This is a genomic window from Candidatus Paceibacterota bacterium (assembly GCA_041661265.1).
Classification (GTDB): domain Bacteria; phylum Patescibacteriota; class Minisyncoccia; order JAHIHE01; family JAGLIN01; genus JBAZUT01.
On the sequence record JBAZUT010000003.1, the window covers coordinates 32,158 to 47,432 of the forward strand.

The 15,275-nt window shown below is 41.4% G+C and carries 13 protein-coding genes and 2 pseudogenes; 11 read left to right on the top strand and 4 right to left on the bottom strand.

Annotated elements, in window-relative coordinates; genetic code table 11:
- Window positions 1-108 precede the first annotated feature (108 nt).
- The 4 genes from topA to WC788_02925 all read right to left on the bottom strand — a co-directional run bounded on the left by topA (window position 109) and on the right by WC788_02925 (window position 5,832).
- Window positions 109-2,325: a type I DNA topoisomerase gene (gene topA / locus WC788_02910; GenBank protein ID MFA6096554.1), complete on the bottom strand. Its 2,217-nt coding sequence runs from the start codon at window positions 2,323-2,325 to the stop codon at window positions 109-111.
- Between the two features lie 98 nt (window positions 2,326-2,423).
- Window positions 2,424-3,518 (bottom strand): DNA-processing protein DprA, encoded by a 1,095-nt coding sequence (dprA, locus tag WC788_02915; protein MFA6096555.1) that lies wholly within the window; start codon window positions 3,516-3,518, stop codon window positions 2,424-2,426.
- A gap of 386 nt (window positions 3,519-3,904) precedes the next feature.
- Window positions 3,905-4,432, bottom strand: coding sequence for an aminoacyl-tRNA hydrolase (pth, locus tag WC788_02920; protein ID MFA6096556.1), 528 nt, complete (start codon window positions 4,430-4,432; stop codon window positions 3,905-3,907).
- Between the two features lie 98 nt (window positions 4,433-4,530).
- Complete coding sequence (locus WC788_02925) at window positions 4,531-5,832, bottom strand: LCP family protein (GenBank protein ID MFA6096557.1); 1,302 nt, start codon at window positions 5,830-5,832, stop codon at window positions 4,531-4,533.
- A 189-nt stretch (window positions 5,833-6,021) separates the two neighbouring features.
- Between WC788_02925 and lepB the strand changes: the two genes are divergently transcribed.
- The 11 genes and pseudogenes from lepB (at window position 6,022) to WC788_02980 (ending at window position 15,222) form a co-directional block, all read left to right on the top strand.
- Complete coding sequence (lepB, locus tag WC788_02930; GenBank protein ID MFA6096558.1) at window positions 6,022-6,624, top strand: signal peptidase I; 603 nt, start codon at window positions 6,022-6,024, stop codon at window positions 6,622-6,624.
- 27 nt (window positions 6,625-6,651) lie between these two features.
- Window positions 6,652-7,185: a flavodoxin family protein gene (locus WC788_02935; protein MFA6096559.1), complete on the top strand. Its 534-nt coding sequence runs from the start codon at window positions 6,652-6,654 to the stop codon at window positions 7,183-7,185.
- 24 nt (window positions 7,186-7,209) lie between these two features.
- Window positions 7,210-8,538 (top strand): histidine--tRNA ligase, encoded by a 1,329-nt coding sequence (hisS, locus tag WC788_02940; GenBank protein ID MFA6096560.1) that lies wholly within the window; start codon window positions 7,210-7,212, stop codon window positions 8,536-8,538.
- Between the two features lie 21 nt (window positions 8,539-8,559).
- Window positions 8,560-8,907, top strand: coding sequence for a histidine triad nucleotide-binding protein (locus WC788_02945; GenBank protein MFA6096561.1), 348 nt, complete (start codon window positions 8,560-8,562; stop codon window positions 8,905-8,907).
- Between the two features lie 104 nt (window positions 8,908-9,011).
- Entirely contained in the window at window positions 9,012-9,245 is a 234-nt protein-coding gene (locus tag WC788_02950; GenBank protein MFA6096562.1) for a 30S ribosomal protein S21, read from the top strand.
- A gap of 25 nt (window positions 9,246-9,270) precedes the next feature.
- On the top strand, window positions 9,271-9,723 hold the full coding sequence (locus WC788_02955; GenBank protein ID MFA6096563.1) for a GatB/YqeY domain-containing protein: 453 nt from the start codon (window positions 9,271-9,273) through the stop codon (window positions 9,721-9,723).
- Window positions 9,724-9,735: 12 nt separating this feature from the next.
- Entirely contained in the window at window positions 9,736-10,179 is a 444-nt protein-coding gene (ybeY, locus tag WC788_02960; protein ID MFA6096564.1) for an rRNA maturation RNase YbeY, read from the top strand.
- A 21-nt stretch (window positions 10,180-10,200) separates the two neighbouring features.
- Complete coding sequence (locus WC788_02965; protein ID MFA6096565.1) at window positions 10,201-10,560, top strand: diacylglycerol kinase; 360 nt, start codon at window positions 10,201-10,203, stop codon at window positions 10,558-10,560.
- A 114-nt stretch (window positions 10,561-10,674) separates the two neighbouring features.
- Entirely contained in the window at window positions 10,675-11,922 is a 1,248-nt protein-coding gene (gene ftsA, locus WC788_02970) for a cell division protein FtsA (protein MFA6096566.1), read from the top strand.
- 79 nt (window positions 11,923-12,001) lie between these two features.
- Window positions 12,002-13,057 (top strand): annotated as a pseudogene (ftsZ, locus tag WC788_02975) (cell division protein FtsZ).
- Window positions 13,058-13,494: 437 nt separating this feature from the next.
- Window positions 13,495-15,222 (top strand): annotated as a pseudogene (locus WC788_02980) (ribonucleoside triphosphate reductase).
- Window positions 15,223-15,275: the final 53 nt, after the last annotated feature.

Consider the following 15,275-nt stretch of genomic DNA (forward strand, 5'->3'; position numbering starts at 1 on the left):
AAAGCCGAGATCGAAGCATTGATCGAAAAATTGAAGAGAATAAGAGAAGATGCAACGTCATAACAAAAAATCGTGAAATGATCACGACTTTTTTATGTATCTAAATATCTATTTGCATTCTTTATTCGAACACGCAACAGTGTCATTTTTTGCATAAAGCATTAGACTATTGCATTTGGGGCACAGCTCTCCCGTGGGTTTGGACCAAAGCGCGAATTTGCAATCCGGGTATCCGTTGCAGGCATAGAAGATCCTTCCTTGCTTCGATTTTTTTTCAACTATGTCATTTTTTTTGCATTGAGGGCATTTGACGCCGGTAGATTTTACGATCGGTTTTATGTTCTTGCAGTCGGGATAGCCGCTGCATCCCAGAAAAGTGCCATATCTTCCGCGCTTTACTTTCATGGGTTTTCCGCATTTATCGCAAATTTCACCTGAAAATTCATCCTGCAGCGCTTTCTCGTCGCCGAACGGTTTTGTGGTTTTGCATTCGGGATAGTTCGTACATGCAAGGAACTTTCCAAATCTTCCAAGTTTAATGACCATGGGGGATCCGCATTTTTCGCATTTCTCGTCGGTTTTTTCTTCGGTGAGCTCCTTCTTGTCGATCGTTTTTTCCTTCTCTTTGAGATTTTTCGAGAATGGCTTATAGAATGCGCTGATCACCGGTACCCATTCTTTTTTATTCTCGGCTATCTCATCAAGTTCCGCTTCCATTTTTGCCGTGAATTGAACATCGACGATCTCCGGAAAATTATCCACGAGAAGTCCATTCACAAGAACGCCGATCTCTTTCGGATGGAATCGTTTTTCGATCTTTTCGACATAGCCTCTTTCCTGGATCGTACTGATCGTCGGCGCATATGTCGAAGGTCTTCCAATGCCCAGCTGTTCAAGGGTCTTTACAAGACTTGCCTCGTTGAATCGAGCGGGCGGTTCAGTGAAATGTTGTTCATTTAAAATATCTTTCAGATCCAATATTTCGCCATTATCGATGACCGGGAGGATCGTATCTTCGGATTTGACCGGATAAACTTTCAGGAATCCTTCGAATTTCAACACTGATCCGTTTGCCCTTAGTGCATATTTTTCACTGGCGCTGATGTCGATGCCTGTCTGGTCATATATGGCACTGGACATTTGGGAGGCGATCATTCTTTGCCAGATGAGGTTGTAAACTTTGAATTGCTTGGGATCAAGGTGTTCCTTTATGGACTCAGGCGAAAGCGACGGGTTTGCCGGCCTGATGGCTTCATGCGCTTCCTGTGCGCCTTTCGATTTGGTCTTATAAAGCCGCTTCTCGTAATATTCATTGCCGAAATTTTCTTTTATGTATTTTTCCGCGTTCAGAAGCGAATCGTTGCTCAAATTCAATGAATCGGTTCTCATGTAGGTGATGAGTCCGGTAGCACCGCCTGAACCAAGTTCAATTCCTTCATAGAGCTGCTGGGCGATCATCATGGTCTGTTTCGAGCTATATCCCAGTCTGTTGTTTGCGGCCTGTTGAAGAGTACTGGTCGTGAAAGGCGGAAGGGGATTCTTTTTTGATTCCTTTTTTGTAATTGAAGAAACTTTATATTCGGAATTTTTCAGATCATTTTTGATCCTTTCGGATTCTTCTTTTGTCTTTATGCCGAGTTTTGGAATGCTTTTTCCGTTTTCCTTCATCAATTTTGCCCTGAAGAGTGCGCTTGGATCGTTCTTTCTGGAAAGATCTGTTTCGATCGTCCAATATTCTTCGCGTTTGAATTTATTGATCTCGTCTTCGCGTTCGACAATGAGCCTCACTGCGACCGATTGCACTCTTCCGGCAGAAAGTCCATATCTGATCTTTCGCCACAAAAGAGGAGACAGCTTGTAGCCCACGAGCCGGTCGAGTATCCTTCTCGCTTGCTGTGAATCGACAAGGTCCATGTCAATTTTTCTCGGATTTTCCAGCGCATCCTCTATCGCCTTTTTGGTTATTTCGTGAAAGACTATGCGTTTATAATCCTTGGCACCTTTTTTCTTTCCGAAATCACCCAAATTCAGCATCTGTGCGATATGCCAAGCTATGGCTTCTCCTTCGCGGTCTTCGTCCGATGCGATTATAACCTCATCGCATTTTGTCGCGGCTTCTTTCAGTTCTGCGGCATGTTTCTTGCTTTTCGGGCTGATAATGTATTCGGGTTCGAAGTTATTTTCAACGTCAACACCGAGCTTGCTCTTGGGAAGGTCGCGCAAGTGCCCGAAAGATGACTTTACTATATAATCCTTGCTAAGGAATCTTGAGATGGTTTTGGCCTTGGTGGGCGACTCAACGATAATAAGTTTTTTGCTTGGCATAGAAAAAAAATTAAAATGAAAAAATAAAAGTGAAAAATGTTAATGATTTTCATGAAACAGAAATTCAATTGACATTTTTCATTTTGATTTTTAAAATTTTAATTTGCAATAATATATCTCATCCCGCCAATATTTTTGACTTTACCTTTAATTTCCATCAGTGTCAATAAACTTGAAAGCGAGTTCATATTCATTTTAATGTTTTTTGAGAGCTGGTCAATGTGAGTGGCATTATCACGAGCCAGATTTTCCAGTATCAGTTTCTCGTCATCATTATCGGGAATTATATCTTTCAATTTCGATGCGTCAAGCGAAGTTTCAATGTCGAGCTCCTCAAGTATATCGCGGGGACGAGAAGCCAGTTTCGCTCCGAGCTTGATCAAATTGTTCGTACCGATCGAATTGCCGGAAAAAATACTGCCCGGAACCGCAAAAACATCTCTATTCTGTTCAAGTGAAAATTTGGCCGTTATAAGAGATCCGGAAGATTCAGATGCTTCGATAACAAGCACTCCTTTCGAGAGTCCGCTTATGATCCTGTTCCTTGCGGGAAAATGCTGTTTAAGCGGCGGGGTACCTATTGGGTATTCACTGATGAGGGCTCCAGAGCCGGAAATATCGCGCGCCAGCTTGCGATTGCTCAGGGGGTATATGCTTTTTTCGTCCAAGCCTCCTCCGAGAACTGCGATCGTACGTTTTTTTTGCTTCACGCATTCAAGGTGAGCAACAGTATCTGCGCCGAAAGCAAGTCCGCTCACCAGAGTCAATCCGGATGCTGAAAGTTCCTTTGAGAGAAATGATGCGGCCTGAGTTCCATATGGCGAAAGCTTTCTTGATCCGACAACGGCAAGGCAGATGTCGCTATTGCTCAGAGAACCTTTTAGATATATCATGGCCGGACTGCTTGATATTTCCAAAAGAAGATTTGGAAAGCGTTCATCCTTAAACGTCACCAGTTCTATGTTCTCTTCGGCAAGTTTTTCGTATTCTTTTTCCGGAGAGATATTCTTTTTGAAATCGATCATCCTCAGAACCGTTTTATTTTCGATGCCCGACGCCAGAAGATCATCAATGCCGGATCTCCAAGCATTTTCAAGAGATTTAAAATGCGCCAGAAGCATTTTTAGTTTGGCCGGACCCATGAACGGCATGAGATTAAATGCGTTGTAATATTGACGCTCAGATATTGACATATAAAATATAATATGCTATACTGGGATGTTAATAAAAATCTGGAGGTTTTTTATTTTGCTGCATTTACAATCGGAAGCAACTAGGATTTTATGGGCGGCATTCTGTCTATGAGCTGTGAAAGCACAATAATCCCTCCTAATATTGTGCGAGTAGCTTAAGTCTAGGCATGTATTTCTTGTAAATACAGGCCTTACGCTTATAGGCAGTATGCCGGATGTAAAAGATGGCAATGCCATGCACTTTTCTGTCTATGAGCGGCTATGATGCAACAATACCTCCTATAGTTGCATAACGGCCTAATGTTCAGGTCTTTATTTCTTGTAAATACAGATCTTACGCTTATAGGCAGTAAAGTTTATGGCAGAAAACAGAAAAAGAAAGGGTCTCAGATCCTTTCTTTTATATTGTCACGGATCTTATCCGTAATTCCGTTTAAGATATCCGATTCGGCGGCCGATAAATTTGCGAGAACAAAATCTTCTGATGCCATATTGCCGCGGTCGGATTCTATGCCTATTCTGTATCGGGTGAAATCTTTTGTTCCAAGAGTATCGATTATCGATTGTATCCCTTTGTGACCTGCCGAGCTCCTGTCTTTTGTTACCTTAAATTCTCCGATCGCGATATCGAGCTCATCCTGGATCACCAACAGATCATTGTTCGATATTTTATAATAATCCATTGCCGATCTCACGGACGCGCCTGAACTGTTCATAAATGTTTGCGGTTTCAGAAGCAACACCTTTTCGCCGCTTATGTTCCCGAAAGAAAGAAGCGCATTAAATTTTTTTTCGAATGCAAAGGGTTCAAAATTGAAAGATCCGGCTATTTTGTCGATCGCAATAAATCCCACGTTGTGCCTTGTTCGCTCGTATTCCTTTCCCGGATTGCCGAGGCCGACTATCAGTTTCATAAATTGTAATAATTATTGATAAAGATAAAATACAAAATGAAAATTAATTACGGATATTTTGCATTGTTAATACCATTCCAATGCTTAGGTTTTAATTTTCAGAATCCTTTACCGAGGAGTATGACAAAATCCGCTTTACTATCCGAGATATCCGCTCCATCTTCAAGCATCGCGAGAAACTTGCTTTTGAGGATGGAAAGGGTCAGCGGCTTGAGGCCATTGGAATTGTTCAATATTTTTACTCCCGAAGCCGTCTCATCCGCTGTGTTTGTCGAATTGATTATCCTGAATCCGTAAGATTCAAGGTCCCTTGCAACCGTATTTGCAACATCAGGCGTTCCGGTGGCATTTTTAATTTCAATGGTGGCACTTTCTTTTTTTATGGAATCTCGTTCCTCATCGCTCATGGAAAGAGTGAAAATGTCTTCGCTGAATTTTTTGATGTTCTCATAATCTTTTGATTTTGTATCGAGGGTGTATCCCAGTCCGACATACGACCGCGCAAGATAGTTGCTCGTGTCTATGGATTCCGTTGTGATCTTGTGATTTCCGATATCTTTCGCTATTTTGTAGAATCTCGGGATCTCTTTCGGTTCGATGTCCGTTTGCAGATGGTCTCCCAGGTCGGTCAATATGTTTTTGAATGCCATGATGTCGACACTGGAATATTTTTCAAATATTTTCTGCCTGAACGCCTTGAGAATATTCTGCTGTCTTTTTATTCTGTCGAAATCTCCCATTTTGCTGTGCCTCGATCTTGCGACTTTGAGAGCGAGTGCTCCGTCAAGGTGATGCAAGCCCTTTTTTATATAGAATGGGTCGTATCCATTGGAAAAATTGGGATATGTCGGATCATTAATGTCGTTTTCAAGCTCAATGTCTATTCCGCCCACATCATCAATGATCTTCGTGAACCCGCTAAAATCCAGTTGCAGATAATAATTGATCTTTTGGCCGGATATTTCCTCGATCGTATTCTTCAGAAGGAGCATGCCATCTTTGCCATTTTTGTCGCCGAGCGCCTTGACAGCATTGATCTTTGTTCCGATGTTCAATTCCGTAACATGGACGAAAAGATCCCTGGGTATCGAAATAAATGCGGCTTCTTTTTTTTGCGGCTTTATTCTTGCGATCATGATTGTATCTGTGAGATCTCCTCCATTGTGGTGTTTTCCTCCGATCCCAAGAAGGAGTATGTTGATGCTGTCTTCATTTTCACCATCAAGGGATTGCGCCGGACTGAAGATCATTTCTGAAAATTGCTTGATTATGGAATCAGAACCTTCTTTCTTCGAAAATATCTTATTTCCGGTCTGAAAAAATTCATATGAAAAACCAACGAGCGGTATGAGTGCAAGTAAAAGCATCAGAAAAAAGAATTTTACGGCAATCTTCAGCATATGGAATTCAGTTCAATTTTATTCTACAATAATGCGGTGGAAGTGTCTAATGAAAAGCGGCATTGCGCGGCGAGGTGCGATAAATTAGGCAAAAAAAGAAGCAGGAGAATATTTGACTCGCGGGTCTAAAAGTTGTATTCTGTAGTTATCATGTAAAAATTAATTCATAATGAAATTGGAAAATATCGTATGGATCAAGGGGAAAAAAAATCGAGCGGATTAAGATTGATCATTGAAGATATATTGGGATTATCAGCTGAAACTGCAAAGATCGTGATAATAAGTCTTGTTGTCATAATAGGCATCAGAACTTATGTAATGCAGCCTTTTTTTGTGAGCGGAAGCAGCATGGAGCCTAATTTCCATGATGGCGATTATTTGATAGTCGACGAGCTAAGCTATGAGATCGGTGAGCCAAAAAGAGGAGATGTCATAATATTCAAATATCCGAAAAATCCTAACGAATATTTTATTAAGAGGATAATTGGATTGCCGGGTGAAAAAATTGAAATATCAAACAACACTATACGGATCTATAATAATGCAAGGCCGGAGGGGTTTGTTGTCGGTGAAGATAAATACATACCGCAGACAACCGTCACTACGGGTAATTATATTGCCGAGCTTAAGAATGACGAATATTACGTTCTGGGAGATAACAGAGTTGCGAGCGCGGATTCAAGATGGTGGGGCGTTTTGGATAGACATTTTATTGTCGGAAAGGCACTGATCAGAGCGTGGCCGTATAATGATCTTGCGATATTCGAAGGGGCACAATACGAGAATCCGTAATCGCTTTAATAAAATAATTTCGTGAATATGAAAATAATTGCTTTTTGCGGCAGTGCGAGAAAGGGAAATACCGAATATATTCTGAATAAAGTGCTGACAAAGGCGGACAGGATGGGGCATCAAACGGACCTGATTCTTCTCCGCGAGAAAAGGATCGAGCTTTGCGACGGATGCTTTGAATGCGATGCTACCAATAAATGCAAGATCAAAGACGGCATGCAGGACATATATGACAGGATGGAGAGAAGCGATCTCGTGATATTCGCGAGTCCGAATTATTTCGACAGCTATACGGGCCTTATGAAAAATTTCATTGACAGATTGAGGCCATATTGCACAAGCGGGAAGATGAATGGAAAAAAAATGGTAGTGATCTCTGTCGGCGGAGGCGGTCCTATTTCAACTAAACGCCTAAATTCGAATTTTGATGTCGTTGCGGATAAGCTTGGAATGATCCTGGTGGGTGATCTGGATTTTATCGCAAAGGGACCGAACGATGTTGAGAATGATCCTGAAAATATCAGCAAAATAGAGAATTTCATTCAAGGCGTATTGTCTTAATTTTATAAAGTAAATTTCAAATAAATGCCAAGAGTTAAAAAGATCGAAAAAAAAGAAGAAAAGAAACCGCGAAAGAAGACAAATCCTATACAAACCGTAAGGGGAATGAAGGATGTTTTGCCGCCGGAACAGATGCTCTGGGATTATGTGATCAGTGAGAGCAGGAGGCTGTGCCAGAATTTCGGTTTTGGAAGAATTGAAACGCCCGTTGTTGAATTCGCAGATTTGTTCGAACGCGGAGTTGGCGAGCTGACGGATATAGTTGAGAAGGAAATGTTCGTTTTTGAGACCAAGGGTGATGAAAAAGTTGCATTAAGGCCCGAAGGGACTGCCGGCATAGTGAGGTCGTATATAGAGAATGGCATGAGCAAGTGGTCACAGCCCGTGAGGCTTTATTATGAGGGTCCGATGTTCAGATATGACAGGCCTCAGACGGGAAGATACAGAGAGTTCCATCAATTCGGGTTTGAGGTGTTCGGAGATGCCTGTCCTGCAGTTGATGCGCAGGTTATCTATCTGGCATGGAAGATTTTCCAGAGAATCGGTTTGAAAAATGTGACGATTCAGATCAATAGCATAGGATGCAAGGAATGCAGATCGAACTACAAGAATGTTCTGACGGATTATTATGAAATGAAAATCAATAAATTATGCACCGACTGCAAAAGGAGATTGCTTAAAAACCCGCTAAGGCTTTTGGATTGCAAAGAAGAAAAATGCATGCAAGTCGCATCATCAGCGCCTCAAATAATCGACAGTTTATGTACGGGATGTCATGATCACTTCAAGAACGTACTTGAATTCCTTGATGAGTTGGAGCTTCCCTATGTATTGAATTCCAGTCTGGTGAGGGGCCTTGATTATTACACAAAAACAGTGTTTGAGATCTGGGCGGCGGATCCGGAGGGCGGTTCAAGGCAGCTGTCTCTCGGGGGCGGCGGCAGGTATGATAATCTCGTACAGTCGCTGGGCGGCGAACCTACGGCTGCTGTGGGATATTCATTCGGCCTCGAGAGGGTGATCGAGCAGCTTATCAGAGCAAAGATAAGTATTGATATGAAAATCAAAAAGGAAGTATTTCTGGTGCAGCTCGGAGATAAAGCCAGAAAAAAAATATTAAAGCTATTCGACAAGCTAATAGATGCGAATATATCCGTTGGTGAATCTGTGGGGCGGGGCAGCATAAAGTCGCAGCTTCGGATCGCAAACAGGTATAGCAGCAAGCTAGCTCTTATAATCGGTCAGAAGGAAGCATTGGACAATACGGTTATAATAAGGGATATGGAAAGCGGGATGCAGGAGGTTGTGACATTGGAAGACGCGGTTACTGAAGTCAAAAGAAGACTCGCATAAATTTATCAAATAAAAACAAAAATGGATTGCATATTCTGCAAAATATCAAAAAAAGAAATACCTGCAAACGTGGTATTTGAGAATGAAGACATAATAGCCTTTAAGGACATCAATCCCGTTGCGCCGGTGCACGTTCTGGTCATTCCCAAAAAACATATTGAATCTGTCGTTGACGTAAAAGATAGCGACGAGGCTCTGATGGGCAAGATGATAATAGCAGCAAAGAAAATAGCCGAGCAGATGAAGATATCCGAAAGTGGATACAAGCTTCTGGTAAGGGTCGGAAAAAATGGCGGACAGGAGATCGGGCATATTCATATGCATTTGCTGGGCGGAGCGCGGCTTTATGAAAATATCAGACCGGCATAGTCCCGAATAGCATTTTCGGGTGAGGGTATTGCCAAGCTAAGTTAATGTGTTATAATCAACTCAGTCGATTTTTATTATAAATATTAATTTTTTAGGGGTGTAAAATGATTGAAGTTAAAAGAAAAGACAATGAAAGCGTCGGAAGCCTGCTGAGAAGATTTTCCAAAAAAGTACAGCAGAGCGGTCTTCTTATCCAAGCGCGAAATTCAAGGTTCAAGGAAAAGACAAAGAGCCGGACCGAGAGAAGAAAAAGCGCACTCAGGAGAAATGAGATCGTGAGCGAAAAGGAAAGATTGAGAAAATTGGGCAAGCTTGAAGAAGAATACAGCAAGTATTAATTTATTTCCGCAATAAATTAAATAAATGGGCTTAAAAGATAAAATTAGGAGTGATCTCAAGGCTTCCATGAAAAATCAAGACAAGATATCTTTGTCAGTTTTGAGGTTGCTGAATTCGGATATACGGAACAAGGAGATTGAGCTCATAAAGGAGATCGGTGACGACGATGTTGTAAAGATAATTAAAAGCAATGTAAAAAAAAGAAAAGATTCTGTGGAAATGTATAAACAGGGAAAACGAGAAGATCTTGTTAAGCAGGAAGAAAGTGAAATCGTAATTTTACAGAAGTATCTTCCGGAGGAAATGGGCGAAGAGGCGATAAGAACTATCGTAAAGAATGTTATATCAAAAACCGGCCTCGGCAAATCTTCCGATTTCGGCGGACTCATGAAAGAAGTTATGAAAGAAACGGGAGGCAATGCGGATGGCAAAACCGTAAGCTCTATTGTCAGAGATGAGCTTGGAAAAATCCAATAAGGACATTTATATATGCCGTTTCATATAAGATATTTATCAAGAAAAACTGTCAATGAGGCATACATTAAACATATAGTTGAAAGCAGTTTGAGATCGATGCATAAAGATGATGCGGAATTCGACTTGGTGTTCATCGGAAAAAAAAGAATGAGAGATCTCAATAGAATTTACAGAGGAAAGGACAAGGTAACTGACGTGCTGTCTTTCGGAAATACTTACGGAAGCAAGAAAGATCCGTTTGTCAGCCCCCGCGATATTCCTGAAAATTTAGGTGAAATATTCATTTGCACTGAGCGTGCCAAAGAGCAAGCGAAACAGAAGGGGCATAGCTTAAAAAAGGAGCTGTCAATACTTTTAATTCACGGAATATTGCATCTCGCGGGATTCGATCATGAGGATGATAAAGATGCGCGCATTATGCAACGGACTGAAAACAGGTTGCTTTCGGAACTGTAATATCTTAAGGATCAAAATACGATGCCATTCAGTATAAAAAATTTTTACAGGAGCTTAATAAACGCTTCAAGGGGGATTAAATATGCGGCAAAAGAGCAAAATTTCAGGATACAGATAATAATTTCGACGATTGTTATTTTTTTTGCTCAATATTTTGATGTTCGGGCGTGGGAAAAATTGACTTTGGTCCTTATAATAGTGCTGATCCTGGTGCTAGAAATTCTGAATAGTGTATTTGAAAGGGTTGTGGATATTCTTGAGCCCAGAGTTCATCCATACGCGAAGATCATAAAGGACATGATGGCTGCAGCGGTTCTTATTTCGGCCATTGGCGCTGTGATCATTGGTTTGATAATTTTTGGTCCTCGTATCGGAGTATAAAAGCTTTTTATTTTTTTTGTTTTGTATTATAATGTAATGTATAACTCGATAGAATTCGAAGTTAATTGTTTTTAGTTAAAACGATAATTGCAGCGGAGGTAAAAAACAAATATTATGTCAAAAGACGATATCATAGTCGGGCTGGATATAGGGACAAGTTCGGTCAGGACCGTAATTGCCCAAAAACAAAGCGATACTTCAAAGCTTATGGTGCTGGGCGTTGGAGTTGCACCGTCGAACGGGTTGAACGGGGGTATTGTTGTTGACGTGGAAGAAGTAATAAGGTCAATCGTCGAGTCGAAGGAACTGGCCGAGAGAACGGCGGGAATTCCGGTTGAGCATGCTATAGTAAGCATTAACGGAAGTCATATTTTTTCGCAATTTTCAAAAGGTGTTGTTGCCGTATCCAGGGCGGATGGCGAGATAAGCGAGGACGACGTGGCGCGCGTCATAAATGCGGCTCAGGCCATATCGATCCCCAATAACAAAGAGATAATTAATCTTTTTCCCTGCAATTATACAATAGACGGGCAGGAAAAAATAAAGGATCCTGTGGGAATGAATGGCGTCAGGCTGGAGGTCAATGCTCTGGTTGTTGAAGGAACGACGCCGTTTATAAAGAATCTGAATAAATGCGTAGAACGGTCGGGAATAGATGTTGAATGTATTGTGTTCTCAAATCTTGCAGCAGCTAAGGCGGTTTTGACAAAAAGGCAGAAAGAATTGGGTGTTGTAGTTGTTGATATTGGAAAGGGAATTACAGGGATATCGGTATATGAGGATGGAAACATATTGCTATCGTGCGTCATACCGGTGGGTGCGGGGCACATTACGAATGATGTTGCGATCGGACTCAGGACGTCGATCGACGTTGCAGAGAAGATCAAACTTGAATATGGAACAGTGCAGTCGTCGGATGTCGGTAAGAATGAAAAGATCGTACTTTCTGAATTCGATGAAAATGAAGAAGGGGAGTTCAGTCGCAAGTATCTTGCGGAAATAGTCGAGGCGAGGGTGGATGAAATCTTTTCAATGGTTGACGACGAGTTGAAAAAGATCGATAAAAGCGGGATGCTTCCTTCGGGGGTCGTTATAACCGGAGGCGGAGCAAAGCTTCCGGGAATCGTGAATCTTGCGAAAAAAGCGTTAAGGCTTCCGGCGCAGATCGGATATCCGAAGGAGATGGATGGCATCATTGATCGCGTCGATGATCCTTCGTTTGCGACCTCTATCGGATTGATTTTGTGGGAGTCTGATGAGAACGGTTATTTTCAGTCAAGTTCGAGCGGTATGATGGATAAGATATCCATCGATAAAATAGGAAAAAAGATCAGGAAATTATTCAAAACATTGCTGCCTTGAAAACGAAAAAATATGGATTTGCGTGAAAATAAAAAAAAATGTAATATGAAATTAGAATATAATAATTTATGAATATATTATGAAAGAAATTAAGCCGGAACTTGAAACATTTGCGAGGATCAAGGTTATTGGGGTGGGCGGAGGCGGAAATCATGCGATAAGCCGCATGGCTGAGGCGAATCTGAAAGGCATAGATTTTATTGCAGTCAATACTGATGCTCAGGATCTGCATCATTGCAGGGTGACTGAAAAAATTCATATAGGAAAGAACTTAACTAGAGGTCTGGGAGCAGGAATGAATCCTGACATGGGACGGCAAGCTGCGGAAGAAAATAAAGACGAGATTCAGGATGCTCTGAAAAATTCAGATATGGTTTTTGTTACATGCGGACTTGGCGGAGGAACAGGCACGGGAGCTGCTCCGATAATTGCTGAAGTTGCAAAGGAAAGCGGTGCATTGACCGTTGCAGTGGTCACGAGGCCTTTTTTGTTCGAGGGGATACAGCGAAGAAGGATAGCTGACGAAGGGCTTGAAATATTAAGAAGACAGGTTGATGCGATCATTACGATCCCCAATGACAAATTGTTGCAGATAATAGACAAAAAAACATTGCTTCTTGATTCATTTAAGATAGTAGATGATGTACTCAGGCAAGCCGTACAGGGAATTTCGGATCTTATAACAATTCCCGGCATCGTTAATGTGGATTTCGCGGATGTGAAGGCTGTCATGGAAAACACGGGAACGTCGCTGATGGGGATCGGGCGGGCAAGCGGTGAAAATAGAGCAAGTGAAGCGGCAAAACAGGCGATAAACAGCCCTCTTTTGGATATTTCGATACATGGAGCAAAGGGTGTGTTGTTCAACATAAGCGGAGGGTTGGACCTTACTATGATGGAAGTGAATGAAGCGGCAAACGTGATCGTTGAATCCATAGACCCTGATGCAAAAGTCATATTCGGAGCCATTACCGACGAAACATTGAAGAAGGGAGAGATAAAGGTTACGGTTATCGCCACCGGATTCGGAGACGAGGTCCATAAAAAAATTATCTCGCGAAGCAGTTTTCGTCCGAGCTTGGGATTGAAAAAAAGCGAAAGTAGAATCGAGAAATTTTTCGAAAAAGAAGGACTAAAGCGCGAAGAAAGTGAAAATGTTCCCGAAAAGCCAGTTAATCAGGTGCCGTCGAAAAAAATGAATGTTGAAGCTCAGAACTCAGATCTTATTTCAAAGACGATCCCTGCTCAGGAAAGCAAGAAATATGATGAGCCTGTGTTTGAAAGAATTGCTGAGGAAAAAGAAGAAAAAACATTTGAATCCAAAATTAATCCTCTTAAGTATAACGACGAAATAGATATTCCGGCATTTATAAGAAGAAAAATGATCAAAAAGGATTACGAAGACGAAGATTGAAAAATTAAAAAAACAAAAACAAATTAGACATAAAATAAAAAGATCTGTCCTTTATTTTGAATAATATTGAGCAGAAATTATAAAGGCAGTTTTTTGTTGAGCATTAACGGGTATTGGATCATAGCATTTTTATTAGGTAAGCCATTAATAAAAAATAGATGAACGAGAAAAAAACAAAAGTGACCAAAATCAGGAAACGAGACGGCAGGGTTGTCAGGTTTGATAAGGCAAAGATCACAAGTGCGATACATAAAGCGCTGACTGCTACGGGCGAAGGCGGAAAGAGGAATGCGCAGGAACTGGCAAAAAAGATCGAACATGAAGTGAATAAGCGTTTCTATGTTCGGAACGGCGGCGGAAAATTCAAGGCCGAAATTCCGACCGTTGAAGAAATGCAGGATATCGTCGAGGATTATTTGATCCGCGAAAATTATTTGGATACTGTAAAGGCTTACATTATATACAGAGAACAGCACAGATTGATACGTGAAAATCATGATGTTCTGAAAAAATCCATTGATCTCGTTGATGATTACTTGAGCGAAGCTGACTGGCAAGTCAAAGAGAATAGTAATATGTCATATTCATTGCAGGGATTGAACAATTATATTTCCAATGTAATTACTTCGAAGTATTGGCTCGAGAAGATCTATCCGCCGGAAATAAGAGAGGCGTATGTGAGTGGAGATTTTCATATCCATGATCTCGGACTTTTGTCCGTGTATTGCTGCGGATGGGACCTGAAAGACCTCCTGACGAGGGGTTTTGGAGGCGTAAAGGGCAAAATTGACAGCAAGCCGCCCAAGCATTTCAGAAGCGCATTGGGGCAGGTTGTGAATTTTTTCTATACACTTCAGGGAGAAGCTGCGGGAGCGCAGGCTTTCTCGAATTTCGATACTCTTTTGGCACCATATATCAAATACGATCAGCTGACATACAGGGATGTGAAACAGGCAATGCAGGAATTTGTCTATAACATGAATGTTCCGACCAGAGTTGGTTTCCAGACGCCTTTTACGAATATAACAATGGATCTGAAGGCGCCTTCAAATCTTGCGGATGAACCTGTGATCATCGGCGGAGTCATACAAAAGGAGCAATATAAGGACTTTTCAAACGAGATAAGCCTCATAAACAAGGCATTTGCAGAAGTGATGTATGAAGGCGACGCTTCGGGACGGGTCTTTACGTTTCCGATCCCAACTTATAATATTACGAAGGATTTTGACTGGGATGACCCTAATCTTGAACCGATCTGGGAAATGACCGCTAAGTATGGAATTCCTTATTTCGCGAACTATGTTAACAGCGACATGAAGCCTGAGGATGCGAGATCAATGTGCTGCAGACTAAGGCTTGATACGAGAGAACTTTATAAAAGAGGCGGAGGGCTTTTCGGAGCTCATCCTCTTACGGGTTCCATCGGAGTTGTCACCATCAACTTGCCAAGATTGGGATATTTGTCGAAAAATAAGGCCGATTTCTTCGTCCGGCTGGAAAAAATGATGGATCTGGCCAAAGAAAGTCTTGAAATCAAGAGGAAGACGCTTGAAAATTTCACGGAGAAAGGATTGTATCCCTACTCGAAATATTATCTGTCGAATATTAAACTTCAAAGGGGCGAATTCTGGGGAAATCATTTCTCAACTATCGGAATAATAGGAATGAATGAAGCACTGTTGAACTTTATGGGAAAAAAGTCGGGCATAATCACTGAAAAGGGAAATAAATTTGCCGAGGAAGTGCTCATGTTTATGAGGGATAAAATGGTTAAATATCAGGAAGAAACAGGTAATTTATATAATCTCGAAGCGACTCCGGGAGAAGGAACATCTTACAGGCTTGCCAAGAAAGACGTGGAGAGATACCCGAATATAATAACCGCAGTAGTCGAATATTAATCCAAATCAATGGGATTTCTGTTTCAAATGGTAGCATA